General features: G+C 70.2%; 21 protein-coding genes. 17 read left to right on the top strand and 4 right to left on the bottom strand.

The window, feature by feature from the left end:
* Positions 1-8: 8 nt before the first annotated feature.
* The 8 genes from PARN5_RS0108040 to PARN5_RS0108005 all read left to right on the top strand — a co-directional run bounded on the left by PARN5_RS0108040 (position 9) and on the right by PARN5_RS0108005 (position 7,350).
* A complete protein-coding gene (locus PARN5_RS0108040; protein ID WP_017999262.1) occupies positions 9-1,184 on the top strand; it encodes an FAD-dependent oxidoreductase in 1,176 nt (391 codons plus the stop codon).
* A 130-nt stretch (positions 1,185-1,314) separates the two neighbouring features.
* Positions 1,315-2,637 (top strand): hypothetical protein, encoded by a 1,323-nt coding sequence (locus PARN5_RS21830; RefSeq protein WP_157403954.1) that lies wholly within the window; start codon positions 1,315-1,317, stop codon positions 2,635-2,637.
* 17 nt (positions 2,638-2,654) lie between these two features.
* Positions 2,655-3,176, top strand: a complete 522-nt coding sequence (locus tag PARN5_RS0108030) for a DUF2249 domain-containing protein (RefSeq protein WP_017999260.1) — start codon at positions 2,655-2,657, stop codon at positions 3,174-3,176.
* Complete coding sequence (locus PARN5_RS0108025; protein WP_017999259.1) at positions 3,169-3,453, top strand: metal-sulfur cluster assembly factor; 285 nt, start codon at positions 3,169-3,171, stop codon at positions 3,451-3,453. Before PARN5_RS0108030 ends, PARN5_RS0108025 begins: the two co-directional genes overlap by 8 nt.
* Positions 3,454-3,799: 346 nt before the next feature.
* Complete coding sequence (gene nirK, locus PARN5_RS0108020; RefSeq protein ID WP_232419376.1) at positions 3,800-4,876, top strand: copper-containing nitrite reductase; 1,077 nt, start codon at positions 3,800-3,802, stop codon at positions 4,874-4,876.
* Positions 4,877-4,939: 63 nt separating this feature from the next.
* Positions 4,940-5,752, top strand: a complete 813-nt coding sequence (locus PARN5_RS21825; RefSeq protein WP_017999257.1) for an SUMF1/EgtB/PvdO family nonheme iron enzyme — start codon at positions 4,940-4,942, stop codon at positions 5,750-5,752.
* A gap of 92 nt (positions 5,753-5,844) precedes the next feature.
* The gene (locus PARN5_RS0108010; protein WP_232419320.1) at positions 5,845-6,534 is read left to right on the top strand and encodes a Crp/Fnr family transcriptional regulator; all 690 of its coding nucleotides are present in this window, start codon (positions 5,845-5,847) and stop codon (positions 6,532-6,534) included.
* A gap of 105 nt (positions 6,535-6,639) precedes the next feature.
* Positions 6,640-7,350 carry a Crp/Fnr family transcriptional regulator gene (locus tag PARN5_RS0108005; RefSeq protein ID WP_017999255.1) on the top strand — a complete coding sequence of 237 codons (711 nt, stop codon included), beginning with the start codon at positions 6,640-6,642 and terminating at the stop codon, positions 7,348-7,350.
* A gap of 35 nt (positions 7,351-7,385) precedes the next feature.
* Here the strand turns inward: PARN5_RS0108005 and ric are convergent, their stop codons facing one another.
* The 3 genes from ric to PARN5_RS0107990 are packed head-to-tail and all read right to left on the bottom strand — an operon-like array spanning position 7,386 to position 10,110.
* Complete coding sequence (gene ric, locus PARN5_RS0108000; RefSeq protein WP_017999254.1) at positions 7,386-8,051, bottom strand: iron-sulfur cluster repair di-iron protein; 666 nt, start codon at positions 8,049-8,051, stop codon at positions 7,386-7,388.
* Entirely contained in the window at positions 8,048-8,644 is a 597-nt protein-coding gene (locus tag PARN5_RS21820; RefSeq protein WP_017999253.1) for a UbiX family flavin prenyltransferase, read from the bottom strand. The genes ric and PARN5_RS21820 overlap by 4 nt, the downstream gene beginning before the upstream one ends.
* Entirely contained in the window at positions 8,641-10,110 is a 1,470-nt protein-coding gene (locus tag PARN5_RS0107990; RefSeq protein WP_026155272.1) for a UbiD family decarboxylase, read from the bottom strand. Before PARN5_RS0107990 ends, PARN5_RS21820 begins: the two co-directional genes overlap by 4 nt.
* A 103-nt stretch (positions 10,111-10,213) precedes the next feature.
* Between PARN5_RS0107990 and PARN5_RS0107985 the strand changes: the two genes are divergently transcribed.
* From PARN5_RS0107985 to PARN5_RS0107970, 4 genes are all read left to right on the top strand, one after another.
* Positions 10,214-10,747 carry an SCP2 sterol-binding domain-containing protein gene (locus tag PARN5_RS0107985; protein ID WP_026155271.1) on the top strand — a complete coding sequence of 178 codons (534 nt, stop codon included), beginning with the start codon at positions 10,214-10,216 and terminating at the stop codon, positions 10,745-10,747.
* Positions 10,747-11,742: a peptidase U32 family protein gene (locus PARN5_RS0107980; protein ID WP_026155270.1), complete on the top strand. Its 996-nt coding sequence runs from the start codon at positions 10,747-10,749 to the stop codon at positions 11,740-11,742. Before PARN5_RS0107985 ends, PARN5_RS0107980 begins: the two co-directional genes overlap by 1 nt.
* Before the next feature lie 3 nt (positions 11,743-11,745).
* Complete coding sequence (locus PARN5_RS0107975; protein ID WP_017999249.1) at positions 11,746-12,636, top strand: U32 family peptidase; 891 nt, start codon at positions 11,746-11,748, stop codon at positions 12,634-12,636.
* A gap of 334 nt (positions 12,637-12,970) precedes the next feature.
* Complete coding sequence (locus PARN5_RS0107970; RefSeq protein WP_017999248.1) at positions 12,971-14,074, top strand: pyridoxal phosphate-dependent aminotransferase; 1,104 nt, start codon at positions 12,971-12,973, stop codon at positions 14,072-14,074.
* A gap of 48 nt (positions 14,075-14,122) precedes the next feature.
* Here PARN5_RS0107970 and PARN5_RS0107965 read toward each other — a convergent pair whose 3' ends face one another.
* Positions 14,123-14,605 carry an Lrp/AsnC family transcriptional regulator gene (locus tag PARN5_RS0107965; protein WP_017999247.1) on the bottom strand — a complete coding sequence of 161 codons (483 nt, stop codon included), beginning with the start codon at positions 14,603-14,605 and terminating at the stop codon, positions 14,123-14,125.
* A gap of 122 nt (positions 14,606-14,727) precedes the next feature.
* Between PARN5_RS0107965 and PARN5_RS0107960 the strand changes: the two genes are divergently transcribed.
* Genes PARN5_RS0107960 through PARN5_RS0107940 form a run of 5 tightly spaced genes read left to right on the top strand, consistent with a single transcriptional unit; the run spans position 14,728 to position 18,695 of the window.
* On the top strand, positions 14,728-15,054 hold the full coding sequence (locus PARN5_RS0107960) for a DUF2849 domain-containing protein (protein ID WP_017999246.1): 327 nt from the start codon (positions 14,728-14,730) through the stop codon (positions 15,052-15,054).
* Complete coding sequence (locus PARN5_RS0107955) at positions 15,047-16,711, top strand: nitrite/sulfite reductase (protein ID WP_017999245.1); 1,665 nt, start codon at positions 15,047-15,049, stop codon at positions 16,709-16,711. The genes PARN5_RS0107960 and PARN5_RS0107955 overlap by 8 nt, the downstream gene beginning before the upstream one ends.
* Positions 16,704-17,435 carry a phosphoadenylyl-sulfate reductase gene (locus PARN5_RS0107950; protein ID WP_017999244.1) on the top strand — a complete coding sequence of 244 codons (732 nt, stop codon included), beginning with the start codon at positions 16,704-16,706 and terminating at the stop codon, positions 17,433-17,435. The genes PARN5_RS0107955 and PARN5_RS0107950 overlap by 8 nt, the downstream gene beginning before the upstream one ends.
* A complete protein-coding gene (locus tag PARN5_RS0107945; protein ID WP_017999243.1) occupies positions 17,432-17,803 on the top strand; it encodes a DUF934 domain-containing protein in 372 nt (123 codons plus the stop codon). Before PARN5_RS0107950 ends, PARN5_RS0107945 begins: the two co-directional genes overlap by 4 nt.
* A gap of 52 nt (positions 17,804-17,855) precedes the next feature.
* Positions 17,856-18,695 (top strand): ferredoxin--NADP reductase, encoded by an 840-nt coding sequence (locus PARN5_RS0107940; RefSeq protein ID WP_017999242.1) that lies wholly within the window; start codon positions 17,856-17,858, stop codon positions 18,693-18,695.
* Positions 18,696-18,751 lie beyond the last annotated feature (56 nt).

Genomic DNA, 18,751 nt, shown 5'->3' with positions numbered 1-18,751 from the left:
AGAACGGCATGCCCGCGACCGCGGATTTCATCGTCATCGGCGGCGGCATCGCCGGCGTCTCGGTGGCCCATGAGCTGTTGCCGCACGGCAGCGTGATCGTGCTGGAACAGGAAAGCGCGCCTGGCTATCACGCGACCGGCCGCTCTGCCGCCGTCTTGACCGAGAACTACGGCACTCCGATCTGGAGCCGGCTGGTCAGCGCCAGCCGCGGCTTCCTGGAACACCCGCCCGAGGGCTTTGCCACCGCGCCGCTGCTGACCGACCGGGGCGCGCTGTTCCTGGCCCGGGCGCATGAGACCGGGCAGCTTCAGGCGCAATATGACGACCTGATCGTGCGCGGCGCGCGCGTCGAACTGGTCCCGGCCGCCGATGCCCTGCGCTGGTGCGAGGTGCTGCGGCCCGAGACATTCGCCACCGCCATGCATGAGCCCGACTGCAAGGACATCGACACCAACGAGCTGATGATGGGCTATCGGCGCGGCATCCGCGCGGCGCGGGGCGTGATCGCGACCGGCGCCCGCGTCACCGCGATCCGCCGCGACGCGGGCGGCTGGCAGGTCGACACGAGCGCGGGCGCGTTCCAGGGCGGCACCATCGTCAACGCGGCCGGAGGCTGGGCGCAGCAGGTGGCAGGCATGGCCGGCCTTGGCCATCGCAACGTCCTGCCCTTCCGCCGCACCGCCGTCACCTTCGACGCGCCGGCCGGCAGCAACCTGCACCGCTGGCCGATGACCTTCGACCTGGCCGAGACCTTCTATTTCAAGCCCGAGGCCGGCCGGGTCATGGTCTCGCCCGTGGACATGGCGCAAACCGCGCCCTGCGACGCCCAGGCCGACGAGCTGGAGGTCGCGCTGGCCATCGACCGGATCGAGACCTTCACCACCATGAAGGTGCCGCGCATCTCGCATAAATGGGGCGGGCTGCGCACCTTCGCACCCGACCACGAGCCGGTGATCGGCGCCGATCCGCAGGACGCGCGCTTCGTCTGGCTGGCCGGCCAGGGCGGCAACGGGGTCATGGCCTGCGCCGCTGCGGCCCGGCTCGCGGCGGCGCTCGCGACCGGCCAGGGCGTGCCCGCCGATCTCGCCGCGCTTGGCATCACCGAAGGGGCGATCTCGCCCGGCCGCGACTGCGTCGTCGACCGCATGGCCGAGGATGTGCCGGCCGGGACGCTCGGCGGGTGACAGCCGGGGCGGCGAACGTCTGAACCGGCGCGGGCAGGGCAGCCGATCACAACCGCGGCCTGTTTGACCGAAAGCAAGGAAGCCCGTCCCGGATCCTGTATCGTGACCGGATCAATTCGGAGGGGCGGCGATGCCGGGGAAACATCTCTCGCGCTGGACATTGGCCTGGTTCGGCTCGGCCCTGCTGGCCCTGCTGGCGGCCTGCGGGCTTGGCCTGCTGGGAGCGGCGGGGCCGGGAGAATGGGCGCGGGGCAGCGGTCTGGGCGTGGTGCATGTCTTTGCGCTCGGCTGGCTTTGCCAAGTCATGATGGGCGCGCTGGTCCAGTTCGTGCCGGTGCTGGCGGCGCGGCCGCTGGCCCTGCCCATGCTGGCGCTGCCGGCGCTGCTGGTCTCGTCGGCGGGCACCGTGGCGCTGGCGCTGGGTTTCCTGGTGCTGGAGGGCCGCGCGGCGCCGCAGCCGCTGTTCCTGGCCGCACCGGCCCTGGTCGGGCTGGGGTTCGCGATGGTCGCGGCGATGGTCGGCGCCACGCTGTTTCACCGCGACAGCCTGCGCCTGGCCGAGGTCAGGATGGTGCTGCTGGCGCTGCTCGCCATGGCCGGGCTGTGGCTCAGCGGCGCCATGATGGTCCTGACCCTGTCCGGTCGCGACCCCGCCGTGGACCTGTCCCAGGCCCTGCCGCTGCACATGCTCATGGGCATCGGCGGCTGGCTGAGCCTGGCGGCCTTCGGGGTCAGCTACAAGCTGTTCGCCATGTTCCTGATCGCCCCCGACCAGGGCGGGCGGCTGCGCGGCGCGGTGTTCCTCGCCGCCGGCCTGCTTGTCGCGGTGCTGCTGGCCGCGTTGGCCTTGGTGCTGGCCGGCCGTCCGGCCACAGGAGCCACGACCGTCGCCCTTGGGCTGATCCCCGTCCTGATCCTGCTTTACCTGGCCGAGATCGCCCGGATCTGGCGCAGCCGCCGCCGCGTAGCGCCCGAGGTCAACATGCTGTGGAGCCGGGCGGCGCTGGCCTTCCTGGGCCTTGCCATGGCGCTTTCCGTGCCGGGATGGCTCCGGGGCGGGCCCTGGGCCGAGGCGGCGGCCTTTGCCGCGCTGGTGGGCTGGCTCTCCACGCTGACCCTGGCGCAGCTGGTCAAGATCGTCGGCTTCCTGACCTGGATCCAGGTCTTTGCCCCGCGGATCGGGCGCCAGCCGGTGCCGATGGTGCAAAAGCTGATCGACGCCAGGGCGGCGACGCTCTGCCTGGCGCTGTGGTCGGCCGGCACGCTGGCCGGCTGCCTGGCGCTGCTGGCCGCCAGCCCCGCCGGCTTCCGCCTGGCGGCCGGGCTGCTGAGCCTTGCCGCGCTGGGGATCGTGCGCGAGCTGATCGCGGTCCGCCACCTGTCGCATCTGGCGGCCGAGGAGCGCCCCGCACCCCTGCCGCCCCTCATCCTTCCCCTGCTTCAGCCCCGATAATGCGCGGAGTCCAGACCATGACACAGCCCCTTGAGTTCGACGTCCGCCCGATCATGCAAAGCGGCGACGACCCGTTCGGCGCCATCATGGCCGCCGTCGACGCGCTGACCCCCGGCCAGGCGCTGCGCCTGCTGGCCCCGTTCCGGCCGATGCCGCTGTTCACCGTCATGGCCAATCGCGGCTTCGGCTTCAGCGACCGCCAGCGCGCGGACGGCGTCTGGGAGGTGCTCTTCACCCCGCTTGCGGACCGGCCCGAGGCGTCGGGCATGGCGCCCGGATCGACCCCGACCGCGGGCTTCTGGCCCGATGCGGTCTGCGAGCTGGACCTGACCGGGCTGATGCCACCCGAGCCAATGGTGCGCATCCTGGAAGAGGTCACCCGGCTGGCCCCGGGCGAGGTGCTGTTCGCGCTGCTGGACCGCGAGCCGATGTTCCTGTTCCCCGAACTGGCGCATCGCGGCCATGAATGGGCGGGGAATTTCGCCAGCTCCGGCCAGGCCTACCGGCTTCTGGTCCGGGCAGGGGCGCAGGATGACTGACCGGCTGCCCGAGTTGCGCCAGGCCCTGCGCGGCGTGCTCGACCCGGAAACCGGGCGCGACCTGATCGCCATGGGCATGATCTATGACCTGCGGCAACAGGCGGGCACCGTGCATGTCACCATGACCACCACCACGCGCGGCTGCCCGCTGACCGACATGCTGCGCATGGGCGTGCAGGCGGCGTTGCTGTCGGTGCCGGGCATCGCGGCGGTCGAGGTCACGCTGACCTGGGAGCCGCCCTGGTCCCCCGACCGCATGGAGCCGCCGGCGCCCTGAGCCGGCCTTTCGCCCGTCCCCCGCAGACGACCGCCGGCATCCCGGCCGCAGCGGCGCTGCGGCCGTCTTGATTCGACCAGGGCGAGGCCTTCGCGGCCGCATCGGCCGTTCGTCCCGGCGCCGGTGCGGAAATCGTTCCGCTCTTTGCGCTGCCGCAAGCAAGGGGCGGTTTTCCCCGATCCTGCTTGATGCGGCTCAACGACGGCGGGTCCGCGGCCGGGGTAATATTTGCGTGGCGGATCAAAGAACCGTCCCGACACCAAGCCACGAGCGAAAGGAACCTGTCATGACCTCCCTCTCCATCAGCCGACGCACCATCCTGGCCGGCGCGGCCATCGCCGGAGCCATGACCCAGGTCCGCCAGGCCGTGGCCGAGACCAGGGAGGTGCTGACCCCCGCCGCCGCGGCCGACATCGCCAGCCTGCCGCGCCAGAAGGTGAAGCTGGTCGATCCGCCCTTCGTGCACGAGCATGAACAGGTCGCGACCGGCGGCCCGAAGGTGGTCGAGTTCGAGATGACCATCGGCGAGAAGAAGATCACGCTCGACGACAGCGGCGCGACCTATTGGGCCTCGACCTTCAACGGCACGGTGCCGGGCCCGCTGATGGTGGTGCACGAAGGCGATTACGTCGAGCTGACGCTGATCAATCCCGAAACCAACGAGCTGATGCACAACATCGACTTCCACAGCGCGACCGGCGCGCTGGGCGGTGGCGGCCTGACCCAGGTGAACCCTGGCGAGAAATGCGTGCTGCGCTTCAAGGCCACGAAGCCGGGCGTCTTCGTCTATCACTGCGCGCCTCCGGGCATGGTGGCCTTCCACGTCGTCTCGGGCATGAACGGCGCGATCATGGTGCTGCCGCGCGAGGGGCTGAAGGGCCCCGAGGGCGAGGCGGTGACCTATGACAAGGTCTATTACGTCGGCGAGCAGGACTTCTATGTGCCGCGCGACGAGGCCGGCAACTGGAAGAGCTACGACACCCCCGGCGAAAGCTATGAGGATGTCGTGGCCGTCATGCGCAGCCTGACGCCGACGCATGTGGTCTTCAACGGCGCCGTCGGCGCGCTGACCGGCGACAATGCGATGAAGGCGAAGGTCGGCGAGACCGTGGCCTTCGTCCATTCCCAGGCGAACCGCGACACCCGGCCCCACCTGATCGGCGGCCACGGCAATTACGTCTGGGCCACCGGCAAGTTCAACAACCCGCCCGAGCGCGGCCTGGAAACCTGGTTCATCCCGGGCGGCACGGCGGGCCTGATGGTCTATACCTTCGAGCAGCCGGGCGTCTACGCCTATGTGAACCACAACCTGATCGAAGCCTTCGAACTGGGCGCCGCCGCGCATGTGGTGGTCGAGGGGAACTGGAACGACGACCTGATGAAGCAGGTGCTCGCTCCCAGCCCGATCGGGTCGGGCGTCTAAGCCCGGTCCGGCCCGCCGCGCGGGGGACGTGCGCGGCGGGCGCCTTTTCCAGGGGATACCACCATGCATTTCGCCGAGTTGCTTGTCGCCAGCGCCACCGTCGCCGTTGCCGGGATCCTGCATCTGGCCGGGCCCGACCGGGACCCCTCGGTCGATATTCCGGCCATGGTCCGGCTGGAGCCGGCGCCGTTCCAGCACCGGCTGGACGGCGACTGGCAGCGCAGGGGCCTGCCCGTCGATGCGCCGATGGCCACCGTCTCGATGCCCGCGCCGGTCGAGGTGATGGCGACCCAGGTCAGCAACCGGCAGTGGAACGCCTGCGTCGAGGCGGGCGCCTGCGCGCCGCTGGTGCAGCCGAACGCCCGGCCGGACCTGCCGGTGGTCGGCGTGAACTGGTATGACGCCCAGGCCTATGCCGCCTGGCTCTCGGACCGGACCGGCGCAACCTGGCGGCTGCCCACCGATGTCGAATGGGCCCATGCCGCGGCCGAGCTGTTTCGCGACGACGCGCTGGGGGTCGAGAGCGATCCGACCAACCCCGCCGTGCTGTGGCTGGCCGAATATGCCGCCGAATCCGCGCGCAGCCGCGAGCTCGACCGCGAGATCCGCCCGGTCGGGCAGCTGAACGTCAATTCGCTGGGCATCCGCGACATCGGCGGCGCGGTCTGGGAATGGACCTCGACCTGCCTGCGCCAGGGCGAGATCGACGACCACGGCACCATCCTGCGTGAAAGCGAAAGCTGCGGCATCTATATCGCCGAGGGGCTGCACCGCGCCGCCATCGTCGATTTCGTGCGCGACCCGAAATCGGGCGGCTGCTCGGTCGGGGTGCCGCCCGCCAACCTGGGCCTGCGCCTGGTGCGCGAAACGGGCTGACGCGGCATGGGGGATGCGACACGGGGGATGCTTTGCTTTCACCCGCTTTTGCGGCACTCAGGGGACGACCCCTTGCTGGAGGCGACCCCGTGGTGATCGACATTTCCCATGTGCGCAACCTGCCGCTGTTTCGCCATATGGAGCCGGCGGCCCTGACGCGGCTGATGGCGCGGGCGACGCCGCAGCGGTTCCCGCAAGGCGCGATCGTCTTCGAACAGGGCGCCGAGGCGGTGGCCTTCTATGTGCTGCTGCACGGACGGCTGAAGGTCAGCCAGGTCACGGCGGACGGCCAGCAGGTCATGGTGCGCGTGGTCCATCCCGGCGACCTGTTCGGCTTTGCCCGGGCGCTGACCCGCAACGACTATCCGGGCACCGCCAAGGCCGCCATGGATTCGCTGGTCATCTCCTGGCCGATGACGGATTGGGACGCGGTGGTCGAGGGCCATCCGCGCCTGGCCATGAACGCCATGCAGGCCATCGGCCAGCGCCTGGACGAGGCCCATACCCGGCTGCGCGAAATGTCCACGCAGGAGGTGGAGCGCCGCGTCGCCCATGCCGTGCTGCGCCTGGCCGAAAAGGCCGGCTGCGTCGAGGAAGCCGGCACCCGCATCGACTTTCCGATCTCGCGCCAGGACATCGCCGAGATGACCGGCACGACGCTGCACACCGTCTCGCGGCTGCTTTCGGCCTGGGAAAGCCGCGGCCTGGTCGAGGGCGGCCGGCAGAAGCTGATGGTCACCGACGCCGAGGGGCTGGCCCGGATCGCCGACCCCGAGGACTGAGCGCCATGCCATGATCCCGGCGGACAGCACCCGTCAAGGCGCCGCCCGTCCGGGTCCGCGCCCCCGAAACGCGGGCCGATCCCGGCCCTGTCCGAAAGGCCCGCCATGACGCGCCGGATCCTGACCCCGCTGCACCGCCGGATCGCCGGCGAATCGCGGCTGTTCGCCGGCCTGCCGCCGGGGATGGCCGAGCGGCTTCTGGATGCGTCCCGGGTCCGGCGGCTGACGCGCGGGCAGGCGCTGTTTCATCACGGCGACATCGCCCAGGCCATCCACATCGTCGCCGAGGGCTGGGTGAAGCTCTATCGCATCGCCCCGAACGGGACCGAGGCCGTGGTCGGCGTCATGACTCGCGGCCAGAGCTTCGGCGAGCCCATCGCCCTGCGCGGCGCCGCCTATCCGGTCGCCGCCGAGGCGACCACGGATTGCGAGGTGGTGGCGGTGCCGGCCCAGGCCTTCCTGAACCTGCTGCAGGCCCATCCCGAGGCGGCGATCTCGGTCCTGTCGGCGACCTTCCTGCACCTGCAGCGGCTGGTCGAGCAGATCGAGCAGCTCAAGGCCCGCTCGGGCGCGCAGCGGGTGGCGGAATTCCTGCTGGACCTGTGCCCGCCCGATGCCGAAAGCGCCACGGTGCTGCTGCCCTATGACAAGGCGCTGATCGCCGGCCGGCTGGGCATGAAGCCCGAAAGCCTGAGCCGCAGCTTTGCCCGGCTGCGCAAATGCGGCGTGCGGATCGACCAGGCCAGCGCGGTCATCGACTCGGTTTCCCGGCTGCGCGGGCTGGCGCATGACGACGGCCCGGGCCGCGCGCCTTAGGCGGCGGGCGACCGCGGCCGCCCGCCCGCTGTTGCTCAGGCGGCCAGCGCGCGCGGGAACAGCACCGTCTCCTCCAGGTGGATATGCGCGACGACATCGTCGCAGAGCTTGCGCAGCCCGGTATAAAGCGCGGTCCAGGACCCGCAGGCGCCCTCGGGCAGGGTCAGGCCGTGGGTCACATGCTCGATGCGGCGCAGCAGGTCCGAGGTCACGGCGTGTTCTTCGGCCATCACCCGCACCGGCTCGGCCAGCACGGCGCCCGCGCCTTGCAGCATGGCCGGGAACAGCAGGTTCTCCTCTTTCGACATATGCGTCTCGAGGTCGTCGCGCAGCGCCAGCAGGATCTCGGTCAGCCCCAGCGGCGCCTCGTCATGGTCGCCGTGCACCGTCTCGACCCGGTTGGCGAGTTGCACGAGGAAGTTCATCTCCTCGCGATGGGTGGCGTGATAGCGGTCGAGGATATGGGCGATCAGCTCGGGCGTGGCCTGCGGCGCGTCCCGGCCGGCACGGTCGATCAGCGCCTGCAATGCGGCGGTCAGCGCGGCCAGGTCCAGCCCGGCCTTGGCGGCGGCATCGGCCAGGCTCAGCGCGCCGCCGCAGCAAAAGCTGATGTCGGCGTCGCGAAAGATCTGGGCGGCGCCAGGCAGCCGGGCGGCGATGTCGCGCACGGTGGTTTCAGGCGCAAGCAGGGGGTCGGTCATCGGGGGTTCTCCGGTTGGTCGGGGGTTGGGGCGGGTTCCGGCATCCAGGCCTGCGCCTGCGGCGGGGCCAGATGCAGAAGATCGACGGCGCGGGCGGCGATCTGGGCGGTCGCCTGCGCCAGCGTGGTGTGATGCAGATAGAAGGCCGGGACCGGCGGCAGCACCGTCGCGCCCATCTCGGTCACCGCCTGCATGTTCTTCAGATGCGCCAGCGTCAGCGGCGCCTCGCGCGCCAGCAGGACCAGCGGCCGGCGCTCTTTCAACTGCACCCCGGCGGCGCGGGTCAGAAGGTTGTCGTCGAACCCATGCGCAATGGCGGCAAGGCTGCGCATCGAGCAGGGCGCGACGATCATCCCCGCCACCGGGCACGAGCCCGAGGCGATGGCGGCGCCCAGATCGCCCAGCGGATGCCGGCGGGCGGCCAGGGCCGCAAGCGCGGCCTCGGCATCGGGGCCCACCTCCTCGGCCAGGGTGCGCGCGGCCATGGCGGACAGCACCAAGTCGATGTCCACCCCGGCCCGCACCAGCGCCCGTGCGCAATCCAAGGCCAGCGCCGCGCCGGATGCGCCGGAGACGCCCAGCACCACCCTCACGGCAGGATCTCCGCCAGCAGCGCCTCGGCCCGGGCCTCGTGCGCGGGGTCGAGGTGCATCTCGCGGCCCCAGTCGCGGCTGGTTTCGGTGCCGATCTTGGTGGTGGCGTCGATGCCGATCTTGCCCGCCAGCCCCTCCAGCGGCGAGGCGAAGTCGAGATAGTCCATCGGCGTGCGGTCCAGCAGCATCACGTCGCGGCCCGGGTCCATCCGGGTCGAGATCGCCCAGGCGATGTCGTCCCAGTTGCGGATGTCCAGATCGCCGTCCACCACCACGATCATCTTGGTATAGCTGAACTGCGGCAGCATCCCCCACAGCGCCAGCATCACCCGCCGGGCCTGGCCGGGATAGCGCTTGTCGATCCGGACCACCGCCATGCGATAGGAGCAGGCGGCGGCGGGCAGCCACAGGTCCAGAACCTCGGGGATCTGCGCCCGGATCACCGGCAGCGCCAGGTCGTTGAACACTTCGCCAATGACCGAGGGCTCGTCCGGCGGGCGGCCGGTCACGGTGGACAGGTAAAGCGGGTTGTCGCGGCAGGTGATGGCGCTGACCCGCAGCACCGGAAAGGGTTCGACGGCGTTGTAATAGCCGGTATGGTCGCCGAAGGGCCCCTCGGGCGCGGTCTCGCCGGGGTGGACCCAACCCTCGACCACGATCTCGGCCCGGGCGGGCACCATCAGCGGCACCGAGCGCGCGGGCACCAGTTCGGTCCGCGCGCCGCGCAGCACGCCCGAAAACCCCAGTTCGGAGACGGTTTCCGGCAGCGGCAGCGCCGCCGCCAGCAAAAGCGCCGGGTCCGCGCCCAGCGCGATCGCCACCGGCATCGGCTCGCCCGCGCGCAGCCAGCCGCGGTGATGCGCCGCGCCGCCGCGATGGGCGAGCCAGCGCAGGATCAGCCGGTCCGGCCCCAGCACCTGCGCGCGATAGACGCCCAGGTTATAGCGCGACAGATCCGCCGCCGCGCTGTCCTGCGGCCGGGTCATCACCACCGGCCAGGTGATCAGCGGCCCGCCGTCCTCGGGCCAGGGCACCTGCACCGGCAGGGCGTGCAGGCCGGGCAGTTCCGCCGCCTGCACCGGCGCATGGCGCAGGATCCGCGGCCGCGCCCGCAGCGCCGCCCGCAGCGCCGGCCAATGCGACAGCGCATCGCGCAGGCCGGCCGGCGGCGCGGGGCTGCGCAGGCTGGCGAGAAAGGCGCCGAAACCCGGGATCTGGTCGATCTCCAGCCCCAGCCCGGCCGCCACGCGGGCCTTGGTGCCGAACAGGTTGGCGATCACCGGCATGCGCGGCCCGTCATGGGCCTCGAAGCGCAGCGCCGGCCCGCCCCGGCGCAGGACCGCCAATTGCACCGCCGTCATCTCGTGGCGCAGCGAAACCGGGCTTGCGACCCGCGCCAGATCGCCCCGCTCGCCCAGGTCGGCAAGAAAGGCCCGCAGGTCGGGAAACACGGGCAGGCGGCGCATCATCGGCTCCAGAGGCATCAGGCCCGCAACCTGCCCCGGAAAAACCCCGCATCCCTTGACAATGATCAAGCAACCCGCGGTTTTTTCATGGCAGGAAACGGCCATGACTCAACCGCCTACCCTGCCCCGCCTGCTTGGCCCCCTTGCGCTGTTGCCGCTGGCGACACCGGCGCTTGGCCTGGCCTTCACCCGCCTCTTGCGCCGGATCGCGCGGCAAAAGCCCGCGATCCTGGCGCGGCTTGGCGAAAGCCGATCCGCCCGCTTCCTGATCGACGTCACCGACGGCCCGGTGATCCTGCTGATGGAGCCCGGACCGCGCCGCATCACCGCCAGCCGGCGCGGCCGCCCCGAGCCCGCGCATGACGCGGCGATCCGCGGCCGGCTCGCTGCCTTCCTCGCCATGCTGCATGGCAGCGAGGACGGCGACGCGCTGTTCTTTTCCGGCGATCTGACGATCACCGGCGACACGGCGGCGGTGCTGGCGCTGCGCAATGCGCTGGACGATGCCGAACTGGACCTGACCGAAGAGCTGGCGGCGCTGTCGCGCCCGCCCTTCGACCGCTGGCTGCGCCGGGCATCGGGCCTGGTGGCGCGGCAAAGCGGTTATGTGCTGTCACGAGAGGAGCCCCGGCCATGATGGAACTGGTTTGTCCGGCCGGCACGCCCGCGGCCCTGCGCGCGGCGGTCGATGCCGGGGCGCATACCGTCTATTGCGGCTTTGCCGACGAAACCAATGCGCGCAACTTCCCGGGCCTGAACTTCTCGCGCGAGGAAATGGCGGCCGGGGTGGACTATGCCCGCGCGCGCGGCGCCAGGGTGCTGGTCGCGATCAACACCTTCCCGCGCGCCGGCGCGCAGGCGGTCTGGCACCGCGCCGTGGCCGATGCCCGGGCGGCCGGCGCCCATGCGGTGATCCTGGCCGATCCCGGGCTGATCGCCCATGCGGCGCAAACCCATCCCGACCTGCGGCTGCACCTGTCGGTGCAGGCGGCGGCGGCCAATCCCGATGCGATCAACCTTTACGCCGAGGCTTTCGGCATCCGCCGCGTGGTGCTGCCGCGCGTGCTGACGGTCGAGGAAATCACCGCCATCAACCGCGAGATCGACATCGAGACCGAGGTCTTCGTCTTCGGCGGGCTCTGCGTCATGGCCGAGGGCCGCTGCTCGCTGTCGTCCTGGGCCACCGGCCTGTCGCCGAACATGAACGGTGTCTGTTCGCCCGCAAGCCACGTCGCCTATGCCGAGACCGCGGGCGCGAGCGAGGCGCGGCTGGGCGGATACCTGATCCACCGCACGCCCAAGGGCGGCCCGGCCCCCTATCCGACGCTTTGCAAGGGCTGTTTCACCGCCCCCGCGACCGGGACCGCCGCCGCGCAGACCGGCCATATCTTCGAAGACCCGGTCAGCCTGGACGCGACCGAGCTGATCCCGAAGCTGCAAAAGGCCGGTGTCACCGCGCTGAAGATCGAGGGCCGCCAGCGCTCGCGCGCCTATGTGGCGCAGGTCGTGCGCGCCTTCCGCGCCGCGGTCGAGGCCGCCGAGGCCGGCGCGCCGATGCCCTCGGGGCTGTTGGCGAAGCTGACCGAGGGCCAGGCCGCCACCACCGGCGCCTATGCGAAAACCTGGAGGTAAGCCATGGAGCTGACCATCGGCCCGATCGCGTTTTTCTGGACCGCCGAACAGGTGCGCGACTTCTACCGGCAGATCGCCGCCGGCCCGGCGCGGCGCGTGGTGATCGGCGAGTGGGTGTGCTCGAAGCGGCTGCCGTTCTGGCAGCAAGAGATCCCGGCCGCGGTCGAGACGCTGCAGACCGCCGGCAAGGAGGTGGCGCTGTCGACGCTGGCGCTGATCACGCTGAAGCGCGAGCGCCGGCAGACCGCCGACCTGTTCGCCACCGGCATCCCGGTCGAGATCGCCGACCTGGGCGCGCTGAAGCATCTGCCCGAGGGCGCGCCCTTCCAGGTCGGCCCCATGGTCAACGTCTATAACGAGGGCACGCTGGAATGGCTGGCCCGCAAGGGCGCGACGCGGATCTGCCTGCCGCCCGAGCTGCCGCTGGCCTCGGTCGCGGTGCTGGCCCGGGCCGGGCGCGATGCCGGCGTCGCGGTCGAGGTCTGGGGCCACGGCCGCGCGCCGCTGGCGATCTCGGGGCGCTGCTATCACGCCCGGCTGCACGACCGCGCCAAGGACAGCTGCCTGTTCGTCTGCGGCGACGACCCGGACGGGCGCGCGGTGCAGACGCTGGACGGGCAGAGCTTCCTGACCGTCAATGGCGTGCAGACCATGGGCCACGCCCATACCACCGTGGCCCGCCAGATCGAGGCGCTGCGCGAGGCCGGGGTCGGCGCCATCCGCCTGTCGCCCCAGCACGGGGATTTCGCGGCGATCACCGGGATCTACGACAAGGCGGTGCGGCAGGCGGCGGCGCCGGACGATACGGTGGCCGCGCTGGCGGCGGCCATGCCGGGCGCCGCCTTCGCCGACGGCTTCCTTGCGGGGGCGCCCGGGTTGCGTCCGGTCATCTGAGCAGGGGCCGCCAAAGCCGTCCGCCCATGCCCTGCCGCTGCCGGCGCGGCCCATCAGATGTTCCTAGCAACCAGTGGACGGGGCGACGGGACGGCCGGCGACAGCCAAGTGATCCGCCCCTATGGATTGCTGAATGCGGGACGCGAGGCACCGGCCTGGGATTCCATCAGCAGAGGGCGCCGAGCCAGAAGCTCTGGGTCTTCCATGTCGAAGCGGTCCCGCGCGCGTGCCGGGGCGGCGACGGTGAAGGCGGAAGCCGCACATTATCGCAGGGCCTCCAGGCCGACGCACGCCCCCTTGCGCAGCCCCCGCCTTTGCGGTTTCTCATGACGCCATGACCCGCTTCCGCTTCGCCCCGATCCCGGCCGCCCTGCCCGCCACCGTGCCCTTCACCGGCCCCGAGACGCTCGAGCGCCAGAGCGGCATGCCGTTCCGCGCCCGGCTCGGCGCCAATGAGAACGGCTTCGGCCCCTCGCCCCGCGCCGTCGAGGCCATGGCCCGCGCCTCGGCCGAGATCTGGAAATACGGCGACCCGGATAGCCACGACCTGCGCCACGCGCTGGCGGCGCACCACGGCACGGCGCCGGAAAACATCATGGTCGGCGAGGGAATCGACGGCCTTCTCGGCCTGCTGGCGCGGCTCATGCTCGGCCCCGGCGAAACCGTGGTCACCTCTCGGGGCGCCTATCCGACCTTCAACTACCATGTCGCGGGCTTCGGCGGCCGGCTGGTCAAGGTTCCCTATCGCGACGATGCCGAAGACCCGCAGGCGCTGACCGACGCCGCCCGCGAAAACGACGCCCGGCTGGTCTATCTTGCCAATCCGGACAATCCGATGGGCAGCTGGCACCAGGGCACGCGGATCGAGGCGATGCTCGCCGACCTGCCGCGGACCAGCCTTCTGGTGCTGGACGAGGCCTATGCCGAATTCGTCCCCGCGGATGCCATCCCCCGCATCGACCCCGAGGACGCGCGGGTGATCCGCTTGCGCACCTTCTCCAAGGCCTATGCCATGGCGGGGGCGCGCGTGGGCTACGCCATCGGCCCGGCCGAGTTGATCGCCGGCTTCGACCGCATCCGCAACCATTTCGGCATGAACCGCACGGCGCAGATCGGCGCGCTGGCGGCCTTGCAGGACCAGGACTGGCTGGCCCATATCCGCACCGAGACCGCCGCCGCCCGCAGCCGCATCGCCGCCATCGCGCAGGAAAACGGCCTGGCCGCCCTGCCCTCGGCGACGAATTTCGTCGCCATCGACACCCGGCGCGACGGCGCCTTCGCCCGCGCCCTGCTGCAAGCCCTGGGCGCCGAGGGCGTCTTCGCCCGCATGCCCGGCACGGCGCCGCTCGACCGCTGCATCCGCGTCTCCTGCGGGCCCGGGCCGGAGCTCGACGCCTTCGCCGAGGCGCTGCCCCGCGCGCTCAGGGCGCTGGCCTGAGGCCTTCACCGTTTTCCAAATACCCCGGCGACCGCGCCGCCGGCACGACTATTCCAGGGCAAGCGCCGTCGTCGCCTTCAGCTCCTCCATGGACAGCAGCGCGGTGACATTGTGGATCTTCACCTCGGAAATCAGCGCCTGGTAGAAGCGGTCATAGGCGCGGGCATTGCGCACCCGCACCTTCAGGATATAGTCGATGTCGCCGGCCAGCCGATGCGCCTCGATCACCTCGGGCCGGGCGCGCACCGCGGTCAGGAACTTGCGCGCCCATTCGGGATCGTGCTCGCTGGTGCGGATCAGCACAAAGAAACAGGCGTCGAGCCCCAGCGCGTCCGGGTCCAGAAGCGCCACCTGCGCCCGGATCACCCCGGCCTCGCGCAGCTTGCGAATCCGGTTCCAGACCGGGGTCTTCGAGGCCCCGACGCGGGCCGCAATGTCGTCCAGCGACAGAGTCGCGTCCTCTTGCAGCAGGGACAGGATTTTGCGGTCCGTGTCATCCAGCCGGATGGGTGTTTGTCGCTCGTCGCTCATCGTGAAATCCCTTCCTACGCTTTCCCGGAACCGCGGGAGATGTTTCTTATTTCTTCGCCCCACTCGTCAATATGGGGGATTATTTTCTATATTGCAGGGACGGAAAACGAAAGGCAAAGGCCATGTCCAAGGGCTTCACCCCATCCCCCGCAACCCCCGGCGTCATCACGGCGAATGACCTGCGCATGGGCCATTGCGTGTGGATGCGTAACGGCCAGTGGACCGCCGACCCGCGCGAGGCCGAGCTGTTCGAGGACGAGGCCATCGCCGAGCTGGCCCTGCTCGACGCCATCGCCCAGGCCAACCTGGTCGTCGGCGCCTATCTGGTCGAAGCCAAACGCGGACCCGACGGCCGCCCCGAGCCGGCCCATTTCCGCGAGGCGTTCCGCCGCAGCGGCCCGACCCACAAGCATTTCCGGCAAGCCGAAGCCGAGGCCAGCCATGTTTGACGCGCGTCCCCAGCACAACGACCAGCATCGCGAATACCTGCGCCACCGCGCCGAGCAGTTCCGCCGCCAGGTCGAGCGCCGCCTGGACGGCAGCCTGACCGAAGAGGAATTCCGGCCGCTGCGGCTGAAGAATGGCGTCTACCTGCAGCTGCATTCCTATATGTACCGGGTGGCGATCCCCTATGGCGCGCTGACCCCGGACCAGATGCGCATGCTGGGCCATGTGGCCGAGCGCTGGGACCGCGGCTATGGCCATTTCACCACCCGCACCAATATCCAGTTCCACTGGCACAAGCTGATCGACATCCCGGATTCGATGAATGCGCTGAACTCGGTCGGCATCCACTCGATCCAGACCTCGGGCAACACCATCCGCAACGTCAACGCCGACGCCTTCGCCGGCGCCGCCGCCGACGAGCTGGAGGATCCGCGCCCCTGGGCCGAGCTGATCCGCATCTGGTCCACCGACCATGCCGAATTCCAGTTCCTGCCGCGCAAGTTCAAGATCTCGGTCTCGGCCGGCAAGCAGGACCGCTCGGCGGTCTCGGCCTATGACATCGGGCTGCGCATCGTCGAGCAGGACGGCCAGCGCGGCTTCCAGGTCTGGGTCGGCGGCGGGCTGGGCCGCACGCCCTATCTGGGCCAGGTGATCCGCGATTTCCTGCCGCAGGCCGACCTGCTGCCCTATCTGGAAGCGATCCTGTCGGTCTACAACCTGACCGGCCGGCGCGACAACAAGTGGAAGGCGCGGATCAAGATCACCGTGAACGAGCGCGGCCTGGACGTGTTCCGCGCCGATGTCGAGGAAGAGTTCAAGCTCCGCCGCCAGCAGTTCTCGGGCCTGGACCAGGAGATCCTGCGCGACCTGCGCGAGCGTTTCGCGCCGCCGGAGTTCCTGGACGCGCCGGTCGAGGGTTATGAGGCCGCGCGCGCCGCGAACGGCGCCTTCCGCTCCTGGACCGACACCAACCTGCACCCGCACAAGGTGCCGGGCTATGCCAGCGTCATCGTGACGCTGAAGGCACCGGGCGCCACGCCGGGCGACATGAGCGCCGATCAGATGCGGCTGGTGGCCGACCTGGCCGAGCGGCTGGCCCATGGCGACATCCGGGTGAACCACGACCAGAACCTGGTCCTGCCGCATGTGCGCAAGGCCGACCTGGCCGAGCTTTACGAGGCGCTGCGCGCGGTCGGGCTGGCAACGGCGAATTTCGGCAAGATCACCGACATCATCTCCTGCCCCGGCATGGATTACTGCACGCTCGCGACCGCGCGCTCGATCCCGATCGCGCAGGACATCGCCGCGCATTTCCGCGCCCGCGGCCTCGAGGACGAGATCGGCGAGATGAAGATCCGCATCTCGGGCTGCATCAACGCCTGCGGCCACCACCACCTGGGCCATATCGGCATCCTGGGCCTGGACCGGGCCGGGGTCGAGAACTACCAGATCACGCTGGGCGGCGATGGCTACGAGATCCCGACGCTGGGCCAGCGCGCCGGCGCCGGCTTCCCGGCCGATGAGGTGGTCCCGGCCATCGACCGGCTGGTCGACGCCTATCTGGAGCTGCGGGAATCGCCCGACGAACGCTTCATCGATGCCTATCGCCGGCTTGGGGTGGCTCCGTTCAAGGCGGCGCTGTATCCGGCCGATGCTTGACGACACGCTGGACGCGCGCGCCGCGCGGTTGAATGATCGCTACAAGCATCATGCCGCGACCGAGGTGCTGCGCCGCGCGTTGAAGGACCCGGACCTGGGTTCGACGACGCTGGTCTCGTCTTTCGGCTCGGAATCGGTGGTGCTCTTGCACATGGTCTCGGTGGTGGCGCCGGGAACGCCGGTGCTGTTCATCGACACGATGATGCTGTTCCAGGAGACGCTGGACTATCAGCTCGAGGTCACGAAGAGGCTGGGCCTGACCGACGTGCGGGTGATCCGCGCCACCGAACGCGAGGTGGCGCTGAACGACCCGGACGGCACGCTGCACCAGTTCAACACCGACGCCTGCTGCGATTTCCGCAAGACCATCCCGCTGGAGCGCGAGCTGTCCAAGTTCGACGCCTGGATCACCGGCCGCAAGCGTTTCCAGGGCGGCGAGCGGCAAGAGCTCGACTTCTTCGAATCCGAGCCGCCCTCGCGGCTGCGCATCAACCCGCTGGCGCATTGGCGGCGCGAGGACGTGCAGGATTACATGGCGGAAAACAACCTGCCGCGGCATCCGCTGGTCGCCAAGGGCTATGCCTCGATCGGCTGCGCGCCCTGCACCTCGCCGATCAAGCCGGGCGAGGATCCGCGCGCCGGGCGCTGGCGCGGCAGCAACAAGACCGAATGCGGCATCCATTTCATCGGCGGCAAGATGGTCCGCGCAGGAGCGAACACATGAGCGATTTCTTTCTGGTCCGCGACGACGGCTTCCATCCCGACGACGGCGCCGAGCCGGTCGTCCTGGCCCCCGACACCGCCCTGGCCACGCTGGACGACTACCTTGGCCACGAGCTGCTGGCCATCGATTTCCCGGCGATGACCGACGGCCGCGGCTTTTCGCTGGCGCGGCTCTTGCGGCAAAAGGGCTTCAAGGGTCGCCTGCGTGCCGTCGGCGGCCTGATCGCCGATCAATACGCCATGGCGCGCCGGGTGGGCTTCGACGAAGTCCGCATCCCGGCCGCACTCGCCGCCCGCCAGCCGCAGGAACAGTGGCTCTACCGCGCCGACTGGCAGGATTGGGACCATCGGTCGCGCCTTGCCGGCTGAGTCCGGGGGTTTCCCCCCGGCGCCCTTGTGATCTAGATAGACCGGAATCGACATGACCCTGGATGTGCCCTTGGCCGAAGTTGCCGCCAAACCCGCAAAGACCCTGCCCGACGCCCAGACCGTGACCGCGGTGCGGCACTGGAACGACCGGCTGTTCTCGTTCCGCGTGACGCGGCCGGCCTCGCTGCGCTTCCGCTCGGGCGAATTCGTGATGATCGGCCTGCCCGGCGACAACGGCAAGCCGATCCTGCGCGCCTATTCCATCGCCTCGCCGGCCTGGGACGACGAGCTGGAATTCTATTCGATCAAGGTGCCGGACGGGCCGCTGACCTCGAAGCTGCAGAACATCCAGCCGGGCGACGAGATCATCCTGCGCCCGAAGCCCGTGGGCACGCTGGTGCTGGACGCGCTGCTGCCCGGCAAGCGGCTGTGGTTCCTGGCCACCGGCACCGGCATCGCGCCCTTCGCCAGCCTGATGCGCGAGCCGGAAAGCTATGAGCGGTTCGAGCAGGTCATCATGATGCACACCTGCCGCACCGCCGACGAGCTGGCCTATGGCCGCGAACTGGTCGAGAACCTGAAGAACGATCCGCTGCTGGGCGAGCTCTATGGCAAGGAATTCGCCAGCCGGCTGCTCTATTACCCGACGACGACGCGCGAGACGACGCCCTTCATGGGCCGGATCACCGACAACCTGACCTCGGGCAAGGTCTTTGCCGATCTGGGTCTGCCGCCGATGGATGCGGCGAATGACCGCGCCATGATCTGCGGCAGCCTGGCCTTCAACACCGATGTGAAGGCGGTGCTGGAAGGCTTCGGCCTGCGCGAGGGCGCCAACAGCGAGCCCAAGGAATTCGTTGTCGAAAAGGCCTTCGTCGGCGACGGCATCTGACCCGCTGCCCGGGGGCTTTGCGCCCCCGGACCCCCGCAGGATATTTGGACAAGAAA

Source organism: Paracoccus sp. N5, assembly GCF_000371965.1.
Classification (GTDB): Bacteria; Pseudomonadota; Alphaproteobacteria; order Rhodobacterales; family Rhodobacteraceae; genus Paracoccus.
This window is presented reverse-complemented; position numbering and strand designations above follow the sequence as displayed.

Coding starts and splice junctions, on each gene's coding strand:
- PARN5_RS0107940 (WP_017999242.1), top strand. CDS start 17,856: ATGACCCTGGATGTGCCCTTGGCCGAAGTTGCCGCCAAACCCGCAAAG.
- PARN5_RS0107960 (WP_017999246.1), top strand. CDS start 14,728: ATGTCCAAGGGCTTCACCCCATCCCCCGCAACCCCCGGCGTCATCACG.
- PARN5_RS0107975 (WP_017999249.1), top strand. CDS start 11,746: ATGGAGCTGACCATCGGCCCGATCGCGTTTTTCTGGACCGCCGAACAG.
- PARN5_RS0107970 (WP_017999248.1), top strand. CDS start 12,971: ATGACCCGCTTCCGCTTCGCCCCGATCCCGGCCGCCCTGCCCGCCACC.
- PARN5_RS21830 (WP_157403954.1), top strand. CDS start 1,315: ATGCCGGGGAAACATCTCTCGCGCTGGACATTGGCCTGGTTCGGCTCG.
- PARN5_RS0108040 (WP_017999262.1), top strand. CDS start 9: ATGCCCGCGACCGCGGATTTCATCGTCATCGGCGGCGGCATCGCCGGC.
- PARN5_RS0108005 (WP_017999255.1), top strand. CDS start 6,640: ATGACGCGCCGGATCCTGACCCCGCTGCACCGCCGGATCGCCGGCGAA.
- PARN5_RS0107990 (WP_026155272.1), bottom strand. CDS start 10,110: ATGCGCCGCCTGCCCGTGTTTCCCGACCTGCGGGCCTTTCTTGCCGAC.
- PARN5_RS0107950 (WP_017999244.1), top strand. CDS start 16,704: ATGCTTGACGACACGCTGGACGCGCGCGCCGCGCGGTTGAATGATCGC.
- PARN5_RS0107980 (WP_026155270.1), top strand. CDS start 10,747: ATGGAACTGGTTTGTCCGGCCGGCACGCCCGCGGCCCTGCGCGCGGCG.
- PARN5_RS0108025 (WP_017999259.1), top strand. CDS start 3,169: ATGACTGACCGGCTGCCCGAGTTGCGCCAGGCCCTGCGCGGCGTGCTC.
- PARN5_RS0107985 (WP_026155271.1), top strand. CDS start 10,214: ATGACTCAACCGCCTACCCTGCCCCGCCTGCTTGGCCCCCTTGCGCTG.
- nirK (WP_232419376.1), top strand. CDS start 3,800: ATGACCCAGGTCCGCCAGGCCGTGGCCGAGACCAGGGAGGTGCTGACC.
- PARN5_RS0107965 (WP_017999247.1), bottom strand. CDS start 14,605: ATGAGCGACGAGCGACAAACACCCATCCGGCTGGATGACACGGACCGC.
- ric (WP_017999254.1), bottom strand. CDS start 8,051: ATGACCGACCCCCTGCTTGCGCCTGAAACCACCGTGCGCGACATCGCC.
- PARN5_RS0107945 (WP_017999243.1), top strand. CDS start 17,432: ATGAGCGATTTCTTTCTGGTCCGCGACGACGGCTTCCATCCCGACGAC.
- PARN5_RS0108030 (WP_017999260.1), top strand. CDS start 2,655: ATGACACAGCCCCTTGAGTTCGACGTCCGCCCGATCATGCAAAGCGGC.
- PARN5_RS0107955 (WP_017999245.1), top strand. CDS start 15,047: ATGTTTGACGCGCGTCCCCAGCACAACGACCAGCATCGCGAATACCTG.
- PARN5_RS21825 (WP_017999257.1), top strand. CDS start 4,940: ATGCATTTCGCCGAGTTGCTTGTCGCCAGCGCCACCGTCGCCGTTGCC.